This is a genomic window from Chryseobacterium daeguense DSM 19388 (assembly GCF_000430825.1).
GTDB classification, from domain to species: domain Bacteria; phylum Bacteroidota; class Bacteroidia; order Flavobacteriales; family Weeksellaceae; genus Chryseobacterium; species Chryseobacterium daeguense.
The window spans coordinates 34593-51648 of the sequence record NZ_AUMT01000014.1 but is presented as its reverse complement, the minus strand read 5'-3'; the positions used below and the strand labels follow the sequence as shown (position 1 = coordinate 51648).

17 protein-coding genes are annotated in these 17056 nt (G+C 35.5%); 9 read left to right on the top strand and 8 right to left on the bottom strand.

The features are described 5' to 3' along the window. Positions 1-37: 37 nt before the first annotated feature. The 3 genes from H560_RS0116090 to H560_RS0116080 all read right to left on the bottom strand — a co-directional run bounded on the left by H560_RS0116090 (position 38) and on the right by H560_RS0116080 (position 2614). Positions 38-796: a TIGR03915 family putative DNA repair protein gene (locus H560_RS0116090; protein ID WP_027380975.1), complete on the bottom strand. Its 759-nt coding sequence runs from the start codon at positions 794-796 to the stop codon at positions 38-40. A 134-nt stretch (positions 797-930) separates the two neighbouring features. Then, on the bottom strand, positions 931-1347 hold the full coding sequence (locus tag H560_RS0116085; RefSeq protein ID WP_027380974.1) for a hypothetical protein: 417 nt from the start codon (positions 1345-1347) through the stop codon (positions 931-933). A 7-nt stretch (positions 1348-1354) separates the two neighbouring features. Next, the gene (locus H560_RS0116080) at positions 1355-2614 is read right to left on the bottom strand and encodes a putative DNA modification/repair radical SAM protein (protein ID WP_027380973.1); all 1260 of its coding nucleotides are present in this window, start codon (positions 2612-2614) and stop codon (positions 1355-1357) included. A gap of 298 nt (positions 2615-2912) precedes the next feature. Between H560_RS0116080 and H560_RS0116075 the strand changes: the two genes are divergently transcribed. The 6 genes from H560_RS0116075 (at position 2913) to H560_RS22530 (ending at position 7607) form a co-directional block, all read left to right on the top strand. Beyond that, positions 2913-4244 carry a hydroxymethylglutaryl-CoA reductase, degradative gene (locus H560_RS0116075; protein ID WP_027380972.1) on the top strand — a complete coding sequence of 444 codons (1332 nt, stop codon included), beginning with the start codon at positions 2913-2915 and terminating at the stop codon, positions 4242-4244. Positions 4245-4369: 125 nt separating this feature from the next. Further along, a complete protein-coding gene (locus H560_RS23710) occupies positions 4370-4576 on the top strand; it encodes a four helix bundle protein (protein WP_316929367.1) in 207 nt (68 codons plus the stop codon). Between the two features lie 189 nt (positions 4577-4765). After that, positions 4766-5152 (top strand): DUF423 domain-containing protein, encoded by a 387-nt coding sequence (locus H560_RS0116065; protein WP_027380971.1) that lies wholly within the window; start codon positions 4766-4768, stop codon positions 5150-5152. A 410-nt stretch (positions 5153-5562) separates the two neighbouring features. Continuing rightward, positions 5563-5703, top strand: a complete 141-nt coding sequence (locus H560_RS22765; RefSeq protein ID WP_316929366.1) for a hypothetical protein — start codon at positions 5563-5565, stop codon at positions 5701-5703. Between the two features lie 131 nt (positions 5704-5834). Further along, entirely contained in the window at positions 5835-7025 is a 1191-nt protein-coding gene (gene sucC, locus H560_RS0116050) for an ADP-forming succinate--CoA ligase subunit beta (protein ID WP_027380970.1), read from the top strand. A gap of 81 nt (positions 7026-7106) precedes the next feature. Next, positions 7107-7607, top strand: coding sequence for a hypothetical protein (locus H560_RS22530; protein WP_027380969.1), 501 nt, complete (start codon positions 7107-7109; stop codon positions 7605-7607). 36 nt (positions 7608-7643) lie between these two features. On the opposite strand, the gene H560_RS0116040 is transcribed toward H560_RS22530, so the two are convergent. Then, positions 7644-8531, bottom strand: a complete 888-nt coding sequence (locus H560_RS0116040; RefSeq protein WP_027380968.1) for a mechanosensitive ion channel family protein — start codon at positions 8529-8531, stop codon at positions 7644-7646. A gap of 97 nt (positions 8532-8628) precedes the next feature. Between H560_RS0116040 and H560_RS0116035 the strand changes: the two genes are divergently transcribed. Next, positions 8629-9264, top strand: a complete 636-nt coding sequence (locus H560_RS0116035) for a peroxiredoxin (protein WP_027380967.1) — start codon at positions 8629-8631, stop codon at positions 9262-9264. Between the two features lie 104 nt (positions 9265-9368). Here the strand turns inward: H560_RS0116035 and H560_RS0116030 are convergent, their stop codons facing one another. The 3 genes from H560_RS0116030 to H560_RS0116020 form a co-directional block, all read right to left on the bottom strand. After that, positions 9369-9959, bottom strand: a complete 591-nt coding sequence (locus tag H560_RS0116030) for a hypothetical protein (RefSeq protein WP_027380966.1) — start codon at positions 9957-9959, stop codon at positions 9369-9371. A 162-nt stretch (positions 9960-10121) separates the two neighbouring features. Next, complete coding sequence (locus tag H560_RS0116025; protein WP_027380965.1) at positions 10122-10637, bottom strand: membrane protein; 516 nt, start codon at positions 10635-10637, stop codon at positions 10122-10124. A gap of 91 nt (positions 10638-10728) precedes the next feature. After that, entirely contained in the window at positions 10729-13011 is a 2283-nt protein-coding gene (locus tag H560_RS0116020) for a TonB-dependent siderophore receptor (RefSeq protein WP_027380964.1), read from the bottom strand. Between the two features lie 176 nt (positions 13012-13187). Between H560_RS0116020 and H560_RS0116015 the strand changes: the two genes are divergently transcribed. Continuing rightward, complete coding sequence (locus H560_RS0116015; RefSeq protein ID WP_027380963.1) at positions 13188-14246, top strand: Gfo/Idh/MocA family oxidoreductase; 1059 nt, start codon at positions 13188-13190, stop codon at positions 14244-14246. A 151-nt stretch (positions 14247-14397) separates the two neighbouring features. Here the strand turns inward: H560_RS0116015 and H560_RS0116010 are convergent, their stop codons facing one another. Beyond that, positions 14398-16299 (bottom strand): ABC-F family ATP-binding cassette domain-containing protein, encoded by a 1902-nt coding sequence (locus tag H560_RS0116010; RefSeq protein WP_027380962.1) that lies wholly within the window; start codon positions 16297-16299, stop codon positions 14398-14400. A gap of 100 nt (positions 16300-16399) precedes the next feature. Here H560_RS0116010 and H560_RS0116005 point away from each other — a divergent pair, with 100 nt between their 5' ends. Continuing rightward, positions 16400-17026, top strand: a complete 627-nt coding sequence (locus H560_RS0116005; protein ID WP_027380961.1) for a hypothetical protein — start codon at positions 16400-16402, stop codon at positions 17024-17026. The last annotated feature ends 30 nt before the right edge of the window (positions 17027-17056 follow it).

The window sequence follows — 17056 nt, the reverse complement described above, 5'->3', positions numbered from 1 at the left end:
AAATCAGCGTTATCAGCTAAATCAGCGAGAATTATATTTAATTTTTCTCAGTAAGATACTTCCAATACCTCTTGGGAACATGCTGGATATGCAGCTTAAGATTTTTTCTTTCCACAATATTGGTTTTTGTAAAATACCGTTGCCACAAGGTTTGATACTGTGTTTCTTCATCATGAAATTTCTGTTGGTACCTGCTTAAGTCTAATTTTTCTTCAGGATAAAAAAAGTCACAGCTTTCCAGATCATAGAGCAACCCGTAATGTCTTCTCAGATCATAAATCATCCATTTCTGATCCTGATAACGGTCTTTAAAATGTTTTCGAATTAAAGGAAGCACATTAAAATCGGGATCTATTTTAGCAAAAAAAACATCATCCTGCATTTTCTCAAAACGTACAAAAGCGGTCATACGGTGTCTTTCACGGCTTACAGACTTGCAGATTTTAGAGATTTTCAAAATATCATTGTCTGCATAGTTCTGCAGGATATTTTCTTCCGGATGTTTTATGGATTGCTTCACGGCGGATAAAATAAGGTGTTCCATTTCCGGATCTTCTGATAAAAATACTTTTAAAAGCTCATGGATCCCGGATTTTCCGGTGTTTTCTTCCAGTTTATTTAAAACTCTTTCAGATTTATCATTCTGGGTAATGACTTCATGAATTTCCGCAAAAATATTTTCCTGATGAAACCTTTTTCTGCTTACAATTTCCACATCTTTATAACGGTATTCGAAAACTTCAAATATCGCTGTAAAAAGTCCGTCGAAGCTTCCATCATAGAGTAGAGTTGTCATTGATTAAGATTAATGATGGTAATTTATTTTCATCCAGTTTGTAGAGTCTTAATGTATTATTAGGGGTTTTAAAAGAGCTTTTAAAAACGATTTGTGCAAATTGTGCAAAATATTTGTAATTAGTGTTGGAAAGATCATTCTTTATAACAAATTAAATATAAAGCATTTTCATCAATTTCTAAATAAAATTCACCAATATTGTTTATAATCTCTTTGATTTTAAATAGATTCTGATTTGATGTTTTGGGGAAAATTAATAATTCAATTTCTTTATATTCTAACCATTCACCAAAAGAGTTATTTCCTTCAAATCCCGTTTGCCAATAATCAAATTCAAAAATGCTATTTTCATTTAAATACAATTCTCCAATTCTATCACTTTGAATTTTTTTAAATTGAATTTTCTTGAATTCTTGAGCATGGTCAATAATTGTATCAATTAATCTGACCCACTTAGAGTTTGACATGAATTGTTGAGAGAATCTTGAAATAGCTTTTTCGATGTCTCTTATTTTTTGTTCATCGTATCGTAAGGCTTTCTTTGTTCTCATATTAAACTCAAAATAAAGTCAGCTGCTGCGAAAACTGATTGTGAAATTTCGAAGAACTTCCTCCAATCAATAATTTCCTTAGATTAATATCCGTTAAATATTTCAAGTAAGCATTTCCTGCATTAAAATCAATAAAATAGCGGGCGCGGTTCACGGCAGCACCCAATTTTTTCAGATGATCAATATTCAGAATCTGGAAGCGTCTTGCATTCACAATTTTTTTTGCTGTTTTCACCCCGATTCCCGGAATTCTCAAAATCATCTGATAGTCTGCAGTCTGAAGATTAACAGGAAACTGATCCAGATGCCGCAATGCCCAGCTTAATTTCGGGTCGACTTCGAGATCGAGAAACGGCATATTCGGATCCAGAATTTCATCAGCTTTAAATCCATAGAAACGCATCAGCCAATCCGATTGGTACAAGCGGTTTTCCCGAAGCATAGGCACTTCCGTCGTTAAAGCCGGCAGTCTTTTATCTTCTAAAACCGGTACATATCCGGAGTAATAAACTCTTTTAAGATTAAAATTTTTATAAAAATGATCGGCTACTTTGATAATTTGTAAGTCATTTTCATTGGTAGCACCTACAATCATTTGCGTAGACTGGCCCGCCGGAGCAAACTTCGGAACTTTCCTGAAGATTTTCTTCTCATCTTTATTCTGCGCAATTCCATTTTGAATATATTTCATAGGATTGAGCATATCCTGTCGGTTTTTTTCTGGGGCTAATAACTTTAGTCCGCTTTCCGTGGGAATTTCAAGATTTACAGATAAACGGTCGGCATACAAAGCGGCTTCGTTCATTAATTCATCACTCGCTCCCGGAATTGATTTTAAATGAATATAGCCGTTAAAATTTTCTTCAAGTCTTAATTTTTTCGCCACGCGAACCAGGCGTTCCATCGTGGTATCTGCATTTTTGAAAATTCCTGAGCTTAGAAATAAGCCTTCTATATAATTTCTCCGGTAAAAGTTAATGGTTAAATCAACGACTTCTTCCACTGTAAAAGCAGCTCTTTTGATATCGTTTGAGCTTCTGGAAACACAATAAGCGCAGTCGTAAATACAATGATTGGTCAATAGAATTTTGAGTAGCGAAACGCACCGCCCGTCTTCGGTATAGGTATGACAGATCCCGCTCGTGGAACTGTCTCCCAAAGCGCCTTTTTTATTCTTTCTCAATCCTCCGCTGGATGAGCAGGAAACATCATATTTCGCTGCATCGGCAAGGATTTCGAGTTTTTCTTTCAGGCGGTCAAAATTCATATTTTTTATAATTTTTTAATATAAAAGTCATAAAGATTTTAAGTCTAAATAATTTGATAATTAAAAGCTAACAAAATAAAATCTAAGATTTTTAATAAACTGAAGTGTACTTTTTAAGCATTATATTAAACTTTTTAATTTCTAAAGTGTAAAAGCTTTTGTGACTTTTGTGGTTTAAAACTTAAGTTTTCTGTCCAAATTTAATTCCAAAATTGACAAATGTCAACCTTTTTTCATGGAAGTTATCCACAGTTTACAGAGACAAATTTACTATATTTACGGTCATTAAATTTATGTTATGAATCATAAACCGGTAGAAGGTTTTTCCAAAATTACAAAGCAGGGAAAAATCGATTGGCTCGTAAACGAATATCTTGACGGAAACGAAGAATATCAAACTATATTAAAACAATATTGGAACGAAAACGCTGATCTTCAGAAGCTTCATGAAGAGTTTTCAGAGAATACGATCTCCAATTTTTATATGCCTTACGGAATCGCTCCGAATTTTTTAATTGACGGAAAATTATTCGCTCTTCCTATGGCTGTTGAAGAAAGTTCAGTAGTTGCCGCTGCTTCCAAGGCCGCTAAATTCTGGATTGATAAAGGAGGTTTTAAAACAACAATCATCAATAATGAAAAGCTGGGTCATACCCACTTTATTTTTAATGTTGAATCTCATAAGCTGCAGCATTTTTTTAATTTTAATTTAAAGAAAAAATTATTTGAGGCTACAGAAGATATTACAGCCAATATGAGAAAGCGCGGCGGCGGGATTTTAGACATTAAATTAATTGATAAAACGGCCGAAATGCCGAATTATTACCAGCTTAAAGCAAGCTTTGATACAGTGGATTCCATGGGGGCTAATTTCATAAATTCATGCCTGGAACAGTTCGGGAAAACATTGAAGCAGGAAGTTGCCATCAGTGAAGATTTTACAGAGGAAGAAAGAAATTCCCTGCAGATTGTAATGAATATCCTTTCCAACTTCACACCGGATTGTATCGTAAGAGCTGAGGTTTCATGTAAAATTGATGATTTAAAAGACGACAGCGGAATTTCCAATGAAGAGTTCGCAAGAAAATTCAAGCAGGCAGTTACGATCGCTGAAATCGAGCCTTTCCGTGCAACTACGCATAATAAAGGCATCATGAATGGGGTAGATGCTGTTGTTATCGCGACAGGAAATGATTTCCGTGCAACTGAAGCCTGCGCTCATGCATACGCTGCGAAAGACGGGCAGTACCGTTCGCTCACACATTGTACAATTGATAACGGTATTTTCAGATTCTGGATTGATCTTCCGATTTCTGTAGGTGTTGTAGGAGGTTTAACGAATCTTCATCCGCTGGTAAAATTCTCTCTGGCACTTTTAGGAAAGCCTTCTGCTCAGGAATTGATGAGTATTTTGGCGGTTTCCGGTCTGGCTCAGAATTTTGGAGCATTACGTTCCCTTGTGACAACCGGAATTCAGAAAGGACACATGAAAATGCATTTGCTGAATATTTTAAACCAATTAGGCGCAACGGAAGAAGAAAAACAACATTTTGTGACCTATTTTAAAGATAAAACAGTGAGTCATCATGAAGTGATCAATGAATTTAATAGAATGAGAGGAGAGAATTAATTTCAAATTAGAAATTACGAATTACGTTTTTTGATCATGAAAAAAGATAATATTGTTCAACAAAAAAGTTTTGATTTTGCTTTGAAAATTATAAATATCTTAAACAGGAAAAACATGAATTTGTATTGTCTAAACAATTGTTAAGAAGCGGAACTTCTGTGGGAGCAAATATTGAAGAAGCGATTGGAGCGCAAACAGATAAAGATTTTTTCACAAAAATTACCATTTCATATAAGGAAATGCGGGAGACTATTTATTGGATTAAACTTTTAAGACACTCTTCTTATTTAGAAATCTCTGAGGCAGATATTCTTTTAAATGATGCAGAATGAATTAATAAGAATTATTGGTTCAATTCAAAAAACATTAAAAATAAAATTAGGACTTATTAAATAGAGTTACGAAGTAGAAATTGCAAATTACGTTTAGTCTATATTAATTATTTTAAGCGTAATATTATTTGGAATTGCTGATTTAATGATAGTGTAATTCGTAATTTGAAAATTGTAATTAAACAAAATATGAAAACAATAACCTTAGTTTTTGGTGCCGTTTACGGAATGTTATCCGTGATTTTGGGTGCATTCGGCGCGCACGCTTTGAAAAAAAATTTGTCTGTGGAAAGGCTGGAAAGCTTTGAAACAGGAGTAAGATATCAGATGTATGCTGCATTCTTTTTATTGATTGCCGGTTATATTTTAAAATTTGATACATCATCACAAAAATGGATTTCCATACTAATGATTGCCGGGACAATGCTGTTCTCTTTTAGTATCTATGGTTTGAGCCTGCAGGATTATTTTGGTATGAACTTAAAGTTTTTAGGACCAATTACTCCGCTTGGAGGCCTTCTAATGATTTTAAGCTGGGGATTGATGATTTTTTACTTTGCTAAGAATAGAATTTAAGAATAAAATAAAAGATGCTTCGACTCCGCTCAGCATGACACCGTTAAATAAACTGCTAATGGAAACAGTTAGTATTAGAGATGTCATGCTGAGCGGAGTCGAAGCATCTCAAAACATTAATACAAAATGATAGTTGCAATTTTAAAATCAATTTAAATGAAAATCAACAGAAGAAGACGCTTAATACGAACATTCAATCTTTTGGATCAGCCCATTAGGTTTAATCCGTTTGTATTCAGCCGTACTTTTTTCATGGGCAATTACGGGTTTGGTTGGGGGGATTATCGCCGGACTTTATTGGATTGCCCTTGAACATTTCACTGATTTTTTTAGCAGAATTTCAACTGTTGATACCACTTTAGCCATCGTAAGCTGTATGGCCTTAATTAATGCCTGTAACCAGAACTCCTATGAGTACAACAATTATTTTGGGAACTTTAACAGGTTTTACATACTTCGTTCCGATACTTTTTGCAAGTTTAGCAGGGTATTTTCTTGCACCCAGAATCACGTTTATCGGATCACAATCTGAAAAATTGTCCGAAGAATAAGGCTAATTTCAGAGATATGCTAAAAATCAAGTTCTGCGGACTTTAATTTTTAAGTCAATAAACTTGAACTTCCATGTCTTTTTAGTAAATTTGTCAACCTTTAACTATTAAAATAAAATAATAAAAATAATATGAATCTTCACGAGTATCAATCAAAAGAGATTTTATCAAAGTATGGAGTAGCTATCCAACGTGGTTTTGTTGCAAACAACGTAGATGAAGCTGTAGCTGCTGCTGAAAAACTAACTGCTGAAACCGGCGCTCAAGGATGGGTAGTAAAAGCTCAGATCCACGCAGGTGGCCGTGGTAAAGGTGGTGGTGTAAAGTTCTCTCCAAACATGGATAAGCTTAAAGAAAACGCTCAGAACATCATCGGGATGCAGCTTATCACGCCGCAAACTTCTGCTGAAGGTAAAAAAGTAAATTCTGTTTTGGTTGCAGAGGATGTATATTATCCAGGTGAGTCAGAAACTAAAGAATTTTATGTTTCTATTCTTTTAGACAGAGCTGAAGGTAAAAATACCATCGTATATTCTACTGAAGGAGGTATGGATATTGAGCATGTTGCTGAAGTAACTCCTCATTTGATCCACAAAGAAATCATTGATCCTGCTTTAGGTCTTCAAGGTTTCCAGGCTAGAAAAATTGCTTTCAATTTAGGTCTTGAAGGGAATGCGTTCAAAGAATTCGTAAAATTCATCGCTTCTTTATACAATGCTTACACAGGAATTGATGCTTCTCTTTTCGAAATCAATCCTGTATTGAAAACTTCTGATAACAAAATTATCGCTGTAGATGCTAAAGTAACTTTGGATGACAACTCATTGTTCCGTCACAAAGATCTTGCTGAGCTTAGAGATACTAGAGAAGAAGATCCAATGGATGTAGAAGCTGGTGAAGCTGGTCTTAACTTCGTAAAGCTGGATGGTAACGTTGCTTGTATGGTAAACGGAGCTGGTCTTGCAATGGCAACTATGGATATCATCAAATTATCTGGTGGTAACCCGGCTAACTTCCTGGACGTAGGTGGTACTGCTGATGCTCAAAGAGTACAGACTGCCTTCGGAATCATTTTAAGAGACCCGAACGTAAAAGCTATCCTGATCAACATCTTCGGAGGTATCGTAAGATGTGACAGAGTTGCTCAAGGGGTTGTAGATGCTTATAAAGCGATGGGCAGCCTTCCGGTTCCATTGATCGTAAGATTACAGGGAACTAACGCTGTTGAAGCTAAGCAGTTAATTGACGAGTCTGGTCTTCCGGTTCACTCTGCAATTACTTTAGAAGAAGCTGCAAATAAAGTAAAAGAAGTTTTAGCTTAATACTGAAATTTTATATAAAAATAAAACCGTTTCATTTTTTTTGGAACGGTTTTTTAATGTAGTAAAGGAAAACTTATTATCATGAAAAATCTACACATCCCAAATCCCTGCTCAGAAAACTGGGAAATGATGTCTCCTCGGGAAAAAGGAAGATTTTGCTCAGTATGCAGTAAATGTGTCATTGATTTTACCGAAAAACAATCTGAAGAAATTCAACAGATCATTAAAGAAAAAAAGGAAGGAGCAGTATGTGGAAGATTTTATAACCATCAGCTAAATGATTTACCAATTTCTAAATCTGATAAAATTAGAGATCAGTTTTTAAAGTACATTCCATCAGGTTTTCAAAATAGCAGGATTACATTTGCACTAGTTTCTTTAGTTATGTTTCTTACGGGCTGCAGTAAGCAAAAGGATGTATGTACAGTAACCACTGGGGTTGTGATGACAGATATAGAAATGGATACGGTAAACAAAGATTATGTAATGGGTGAGGCTAAAATAATTGAAGAAGACTCCGTGGCAAAAATTCCAAAAGGAGACAGCATTAGTTTAAAAAATAAATCAGCAAAACGAAAATAATTAATCAAAAAAGCAGTGTGAAACTGCTTTTTTGATTTATTTATCCGAATTTCCCATTGTCAGATTATTTTCACCATTTGTAATACTGATGCTTGTAGGAGTCACCAGCTGAATTCCGTCTGCATCAAGGCGCTGCTTGATTTTCAGAATTGCATCACTTTTTACGTTCACCATATTAGCACCAAATTTCAGCCAGAATTTTGCCTGAATAGTAAATACTCCCTGCTTTAAATCCGTAAAAATAACTTCCGCAGTATCCAGCCTGTCTACATTCTCCAGACCTTTTATGATTTCCATAATCCCTGTCTGGGCTTTTGTAATATCCTCATCAGCCGGAATTTCAAAATTTAAAATAATTCTTCGTTGAGGTGAAGCGGTAATATTAGCAAAAGGAGCATTAAAAACAACCTGGTTGGGTATATACACTTTTTTACCGTCGTCGGTAATAATTTTTGTTGTTAAAAAACCAATCTCAGAAACTGTACCGGAATTTATCCCGATCGTGATATAATCTCCCACTTTAAAGGCTTTATCAATTCCGATCAGCATTCCGGAGAATATACTCGAAACCAGATCTTTCAAAGCCACACCGGCGATAACCCCTGCTACTCCCAAACTTCCTATGAATTTCCATAAAAAACCGCTGAACCCCATGATCTCTAAGGCAATAAATGTACCCATGATCATGATTAAAAACCTGAAAATACTGATCAGTGTAACAAGAGAGCTTTCTTTTTTGCTTTTCGGAAAAAGTTTATGAAATAATTTTACGGCAATTTGGCTTAAATATTTGCTGGTAATCAGGAAAAACGAGAAAACCAATATTCCCACAATAAGCTTTGGAGTGATTTCTGCAAATTTAAAATACCAATTTTGTAAGACTTTATAGATGACATCGAGATAGCTTAAGCCATTATTCTGCATAAAAATTATTTTGATTAAAAATATGAAAATTCTAATCAAAAATTTTGCCAGTTTCAAAAAGTCTACTAAATTTGTAGACTAACAAGAACGAAATATTATGTCAATTAAACTAGGAGATACAGCACCCAATTTTCAGGCAGAAACATCTGCCGGTAATCTGGATTTTTACGAATATCTGGGAGATTCCTGGGGTATTTTATTTTCTCATCCGGCGGATTTTACCCCTGTTTGTACCACGGAGCTTGGTTATACATCAAAACTGAAATCAGAATTTGATAAAAGAGGGACGAAGGTCATTGCCCTAAGTGTAGATGATGTTAATGATCATCTCAGCTGGATTAATGACATTAATGAAACCCAGAATACCACCGTACAATTCCCTATCATAGCGGATAAAGACAGGAAAATTTCCGAATTATATGATTTTATCCATCCCAACGCTTCGGTAACGGCAACGGTTCGTTCGTTATTAATAATAGATCCGGATAAAAAAGTAAGGCTGATTATTACGTATCCGGCTTCAACGGGAAGAAATTTCAATGAAATTCTACGGGTACTGGATTCTCTCCAATTAGTTGATTCCCATAAAATAGCAACTCCTGTCAACTGGAATAACGGCGATGATGTGATTGTTCCGCCTGCAGTTTCTACAGAAGATGCCCGAAAAATATTTCCGAAAGGAGTAACGGAAGTAAAGCCGTATCTGAGATATACGCCTCAACCTAATACATGATTTATTTGATTTTTTATAGTTTAGTTTTAATTTGTACGAAAAGCGCCGCAGAATTTCTGCGGCGCTTTCATTTTATACGTGTATGTATGTAGATGTGAAGTGATTTATTTTACATCATTCACCACTTGTTTTGCTTTTGATGTTGGAATGTAGATACTGAATCCAAGGTTGAAAGTAATGTTTGAGTTCAAACCTTCGCTTCCAAATCCTGCTCTGCCTCTATATTTTACCAAACCTTCAAGACCGATGTTAGGCGTAATAAAGTAAGAATAACCAGGACCTACTCCGAAATCAAGACCGGTAGTAGAATCTGCGCTCTCTACTGATCTGCCTCCAATACCTACGTTACCTTCAAGGAACCAACGGCCGTGGTTCAATAAGTTATCAACACCTTTTTCTCCCGGAGAAAGATAATAACGTCCCAATCCACCTACACCGTAAGTAAATTCTGTTTCACTTCCTTTTGTAGTTTTTAAAATACCCAAGTCTACATACCCACCAATTGCTACATTATCTTTAATAAAGTATGCTCCTTTAGGTTGAATCGCAATATTATAACCACCACCAGTGTTTAGTCCGAAATTACTTGATATTAAACTACTACCTACTAACCAGTTTCCTTGTTGAATCTGAGCATTCATAGTTGTCATCAAACCTGCTGCCGCTAATATTCCAGTTAAAATTAGTTTTTTCATAATTTATTTTTTTTAATAATTAATGTTTATCATCTGTAAAGCATGATAAAAACAAGAAATGTGCCATAGTAGTCAACACATAGTGAATTTTTCTTAAAATTGTTAATTTAACTAAAATTAATATTCTTTTATTTCGAATTTTAACTTTAAAATATTATAAAATTAAATAAATAACAAAATAATAGAAACTATAAGCCCTGCAATGGTAAAAATTATTCCGCGCTTAAAAGCTTTTGTTTTTGGGTTAAACATCCAGAAACTTGAGATGACAAAAAAGAAAAGTGATATGCCAAAAAAGGTATTTAGTGGCGAAAGTGTGTCTTTCGATTGTGATTTGTGAAGCTTTGTCATTTTATCTAAAACAAAAGGAAGCTCTTTTTTTGCGTATTTTGCTTCACCGGTTGCAGAGTTGTAGGTTCCCTGTTTGAATTTTAAAATGCTGCCTTCCGTTTTTTCCACTTCCAGGTTTTTTATTTTTAATTCTTTTCCCAGTTCCTTTTCGGTAAGGTTTTTCTCAATGGTCTTCTCATATTTTTTTTCCTTTTTCAGGAAATCGGTATCCCTGTACACCAGCAGGACGCCGCTTACTGCATAAACAGCCATAATTCCTGCAAGAAAGTACCCCAGATATCGGTGGGTAATCCTCATGAAGCTTCTTGTATCTTTGATTTTATCCATATCTTATTGTTTGTTTTTAAGGTTGAAAAGTGGGAACTGCAAATTTGCAATTCCCACTTTTAATGAAGAAATTATTAATAATATTAAATTGTTACAATTTGTAGGTCAAAGTGAAATAGTAATTTCTTGGAGTAATCGGGTTCACAGAGTAATTCTCATGAACATTGTAATTAACAACATCAAACAGGTTGCCCACTTTGCCCTGGATTGAGAATTTTTTCCATTCATAGCCTACAGACAATGAAACAGTTGTGTAATCTTTTAAATCAAACATTCTGCTTACATCATTTCTGCTGACATTGGTGGATTTAGTATCATTCCATCCTGCGATTCTGTCGCCGATATAGTAAATTCCCGCTCCTATTTTTAAGCCTTTTACGTAGTTGGTAAACTTATATAAAACAGATGCATTGGCAGTTGTTGCAGGTGTTCTTACCAATCTCTGATTTTCTACATACCCTTTTTCCGGAGTATCTATATACACAGAATTGTTGTAAGAAAAACCTCCTATAATTGACAGATTATCTGTAGGATTTCCTGTAATATCAAGCTCCACACCACGGCTTCTCATTTTTCCTGCAAATTCTTTAAGGTTGGTATCTGTAGAGTTTACCGGGGCACCGTTTGGCCCTGCGAACCAATAAGTCTGATAGTAATTATTATACATAATCTGGTAAGCCGTTACATTAACAGCCAAAGCGTTGTTCCAGAAATTCTTTTTAACCCCAACTTCATATTGATCAACGGTTGTTGGTTTTAAACTTTGTCTTGAAAGTCCATTTAATTGATTTTGAACATCCTGAACCGGCAGATTAGTATTTACCGAACCAAACTGGTCTGAAGTATATCCTGTATTGGATACAAATGAATTAGTATACGTTGCAAAAACAGAAAGATTATCATTCGGCATATAAACAATACCTGCTTTAGGCGAAACGGCCTGGTCTGAAGTTGCTGAATTGTCTACCAAAAACTTTTCGTTAGTTGTAAAACGGCTGGTTATCGTAGGCATATTTTCTATATAAGACCATCGTAAGCCTGCAATTATTTTCCATGCTTTAGTAAGGCTTATGAAATCCTGAGCATACAAACCTATTCTTCTTGTATTGATCCTGTTTTTAGTATTAAGGGTAGAATTAGGCATATCAATACTGCCCCATGTGGAAGGGTCATCAAGATATAAAAGATTTCTAGGAGCGCTCACATTATATGCATAGGCATCTGCCTGGCTGTAATCTGCATCTGCCCCGATTAAAACCTTATGGTTAATTTTGCCAGTGTTGAACTCTCCATTGATATTTACCTGCGCAGAAGTATAATTCTGTTCGTTATAAGTTTTACCAAAAGGTCTCTTCCAGGAAAGCCTGTTTGGATCTACGGTAGCATCTTTGGTATCATAAATCCACTGAATTCTCTCCGAAGAAAAATAATCTTTAGTATAGTTTTGATAAGATGCAGTAGCGTTCAAAGACCATCTTTCGTTAAACTGATGATTAAAAGTAACGTTTGTTGAGGCCTGCTGTACGTTTTGATATTGCCAGTCTGTTCCGAAGAAAACATTTCTGGATACTGCATCATTTAGTCTGTAGCTTTGATCTTTATTGGTGATAGATCCTATTCCAAAATCCGGTGTAAAATCATTTTTAAGATAATCTGCCTCTACAATTAATTGTGATTTTTCACTTAAATTAAATACAAATGAAGGATTGAAATAATACTTTTCAGACTGCACTACATCTCTGAAGCTTTCCGCATATTCGTAAGCACCGTTTACCCTGAAAGCAACATTTTTTGATAACGGACCGTAAATATCTACTGTCGGTTTGTATGAGTTCCAGCTTCCTGCATTTAATCCTACGCTTCCTCCGAAATTAAATTTCGGTTTTTTTGTAATCATATTGATAACACCTCCGGCAGCAGTATTTCCATACAGCATTGCATTTGCACCCTTTAAAACTTCCACTCTTTCAAGACCGCTGATCTCCGGAAAAACACCGCTGTTTATCCTCGATCCGTTTTTGAAAATATTATCATTTCCTAAAATAAAACCACGTCCCCCAAAACTATCCTGTGAATTTCCTCTTGATGAGGTAATATAAATACCATTTACATTCTGAAGAACATCACTCAACTGCTTGGCCTGCTGCTGTTCAATGATTTCGTGGGTTACAATGGCAATCGGCTGTGGATTTTCCATTACCGTAAGATTAGACTTGGTGGATAATGGTCTTGCCTTATTCGGATTCCCTGTTTTATGGAGGTTTACGTCTTCTATGGTCTGTACTCTTACCGTATCGGTCTCAGTATTTCTCATCTGTGCACCTATGGATACGGCTGTGAATAATAATCCTAAGGTAACTAGCTGCTTTTTCATTTTTATTATTTATTGAAGTGTATTTAATCAGGCGCAAATGTAATCTCTTATTTAGAATTAGTCGAAATAAAAACAATGATTTTTATCATTCAATAAATTTGTAATGTATTTACAAATAAAAATAATAATGAAATTGGCGTAAAAAATTTATAAATATATTTGTTAAAAATAATAATATGCAATTGGTAAAAGTAGGACTTTGTGCATTTGGGATGAGCGGGAAAATCTTCCATGCTCCCTTTTTAAAGGAACATCCGGGATTTTTTATGTCAGCGGTGGTGGAAAGAAGCAGGGAGGAATCAAAAGAAAAATATCCCGATGCAAAAATTTTTCGTTCGGTAGAAGAAATGCTGCAAAATGCAGATATTGATCTTGTGGTAGTTAATACACCTGTTCAGACTCATTTTGAATATGCAAAAATGGCTTTGGAAGCAGGTAAAAATGTAATCGTGGAAAAACCTTTTACCGTAAATGTGTCTGAAGCGGAAGAACTGGTAATGCTGGCTGATGAGAAAAGTTTATTCTTAAGTGTTTATCAAAACAGAAGGTTCGACAGAGATTATCTTCAGGTTCAGAAAGTCATTAATGAAAATAAAATCGGAAATATCAAGGAAGTTGAAATCCGTTTCGACAGATTCCGGACTGAGCCCAGCGGTAAAGCCCATAAGGAGAATCCGGATGCAACAGGTTCCGGTTCACTCCATGACCTTGGAGCACATTTGGTAGATCAGGCCGTACAGCTTTTCGGTTTCCCGGAAAAACTGTTTGCAGATGTTTTTTCAATGAAGGGAAAGGAATTTGCCAATGATTATTTTGAAATTATTTTATTTTATGAAAATGAATTAAGGGTAAGATTAAAATCTTCTGTTTTCAGTAAAGAAGCGCATTATGCATATATCGTGCATGGAGAAAAGGGTAGTTTTCTACAGGAAAGAACTGATAATCAGGAAAATGAATTGGTTGCGGGAGTTATTCCGGAATATGGGAAAGACTGGACGCAGCCTTTACAGCAACCTGACGGAATCCTGAATTTTTTAAACGAAAACAAACAAACCGAAAGAATTCTTACCTCCAGCGAACCCGGAAATTATATGAATTATTATCAGCAGATTTATGAATTTATCGTGTTTGGATATGCTTTGCCATCACCTGCGGGCGAGATTATCAAGAATATGAAAATCATTGATGAAGCGATGGAGAGCTCCGGGCAGGAAAAAGTGATTTATTTAAGTTAAAATTATATTTAAATAAAACGCTTCGAGAGCCTCAGCGTGACACCGCTACAAATTGACTGTTAAATGACAGTTAATATTAGCAATGTCACGCTGAGGGTCTCGAAGCGCTATTTATATTAAAACTCAAATCCTCAAACTCTCAAAAACCTAATTACCCTTCTCCAAGAATATCCTGCAATTCCAGCCATCTCATCTCATGGTTTTCCAGTTTTTCAGAAATATTTTCCAGATCAGCAGATAGTTTTGATATTTTCTCATAATCCGCTTCGTTATTAAGCTGAGCAAGGATTTTTTCCCGTTCTGCTTCGAATTCCGGCATTTCTTTTTCTATGGTTTCAAGCTCTCTTTGTTCTTTAAAGGATAGTTTTCTCTTTTTACCTGTATTTTGTTGAAGTTGTGGAGAAGCCGGTGCTTCTTTTACGGCTTCGGGTTTTTGTGAAACTGTTTTTTCCAAAGCTTCTTCTTTGCTTTTCGCTTCACGATATTCTGAGAAATTACCTACAAAATCTCTTATTTTACCTTCCCCTTCAAAAGCCAGAATGTGATCAACAATTCGATCCATAAAATAACGGTCGTGAGAAACAATAATCAATGATCCCTGAAACTGCTGCAGAAAGTTTTCAAGAACCGTTAATGTAGGCAGGTCAAGGTCATTCGTAGGCTCATCGAAAATCAGGAAGTTGGGGTTTTGATATAAAATATACATCAAATGCAGCCTTCTTTTTTCTCCACCGGAAAGCTTTGAAATAGGAGAGTACTGCGTTTGGTCATCAAATAAAAATAACCTCAAGAACTGGGATGCAGAAAGGCTTTTTCCATTGGCTAAAGGATAATATTCCGCTACTTCTTTAATAAAATCAATGACTCTTTCATCTTCTTTATATTGAAGGCCTTTCTGCGAAAAATATCCGAAGTGAATGGTTTCTCCGGTTTCTATTTCACCTTTGTCTGCCTTTTCAAAACCCTGAATAATATTGAGGAGGGTAGATTTTCCGGCGCCGTTTTTTCCTACAATTCCTACTTTTTCACCGCGCTGAAACTGGTAGCTGAAATCTTTCAGCAGTACTTTGCTTCCAAAGCTTTTGTCAATATTTTTAAGCTCAAGGATTTTATTCCCGAGTCTTTTCATTTCGAAATCAAGTTCCAGGCCTTGTTTTCGGGTATCGGTTTTAGCTACTTTTTCCGTTTCGTAAAATGCATCAATCCTCGATTTTGATTTTGTGGTTCTGGCTTTCGGCTGTCTTCGCATCCATTCCAGCTCCTTTCTGTAGAGGTTGTTGGCTTTATCAATAGTTGAATTAAGGTTGTCCTCCCGGATCATCTTATTCTCAAGGTAAGTTGCATAAGAACCATTGTGTACATACAGGTTTTTATCCTCCATTTCCCAGATGATATCGCAGACACTGTCAAGAAAATACCGGTCGTGGGTTACGAGCAGCAGGGTGATTTTGGCTTTACTCAAATAATTTTCCAGCCATTCTACCATTTCCACATCAAGGTGGTTGGTAGGCTCATCCATAATCAATAAGGTGTGGCGGTGTTCTGCTCTTGTTTCTGTCAAAAGCTTGGCCAGTGCAACACGTTTGATCTGCCCTCCGGAAAGTGTTCCCATTCTGGCATCCAGATCGGTGATTTTTAGCTGGGAGAGAATTTGTTTCATTTCATTTTCCAGGTCCCATGCTTTATGGACTTCCATTTCTGCCAATGCTTTTTCAATGAAATCATTATCTGTGGAATGTAAAGATTTATGATAATTTTTCAGCGCCATGATCGGTTCAGAATCCAGAGTCATCATAAACTCGTCTATGGTAAGATTCGAATCAAAATCAATCTCCTGGTCAAACAAAACTACCTGAATGTCTTTATTGATGATTACCGTTCCGCTGTCTGCAATTTCTTTTCCCATCAGGATCTTCAGAAGGGTGGATTTTCCGCTTCCGTTTTTGGCTACAATGGCTATTTTGTCACCTTCATTGACATGAAAAGAGACATTTTCGAACAATACTTTGATGCCGTAGGATTTGGTAAGATTTTCGACAGAAACGTAATTCATTGGAATTTAATTGGTTTTATTTGAATTAAAATTGAGCCGCAAAAGTACGAAAATGTAACAAGAAAACTTTTAAATAAACAAATACTAAAAAGCTATTATCATGATTACTAAATTACGCACTGTACCGAAAGAAAAATATTGGGAATATTTTATTTTGGTTTCACGATTTTTATTGGCCTTTACTTTTTTCAATTATGGTTTTGGTAAACTCTTTGTAGGTCAGTTCGGTATTTCACCGGAAGAGATGGCAACTTCCATTAAAGATCTGTCATTATTTCGGGTGATGTGGTATTTATTTGATCATGAACCTTTTAATTCCGTGGTAGGTATTCTCCAGATCATTACGGCAGTTTTATTGCTCTTTCACAGGACCGTTATTCTGGGTGTCTTCTTTTTTATTCCGATTGCGGCAAATATCATATTGATGGATGTCAGCTTTATGCCTGAAGGTCTGGCCATGGGTTTTGCAAGGAGATTTACCGGATATTTTATTCTGTGCTTTCTTATTTTATGGCATGAAAGGGAAAGAATGAGATTGATCTGGAGAGCGATGATCAAAGAATTTTCTTTTAAGCTCAGATTTCCGGTTATTATGTATCTTTTGATTCCTGTTTTTGCTCTGATATTGGAATTTTTACCCGGAATACTACAAATGATTTACTTTTCTATTACAGAACCCCAAAAGTCATGGAGCTTTATTCAAAATGCTTTTGGTTATATATTTTAAAATAACAATTAAATATTGATTGTTTTAAAA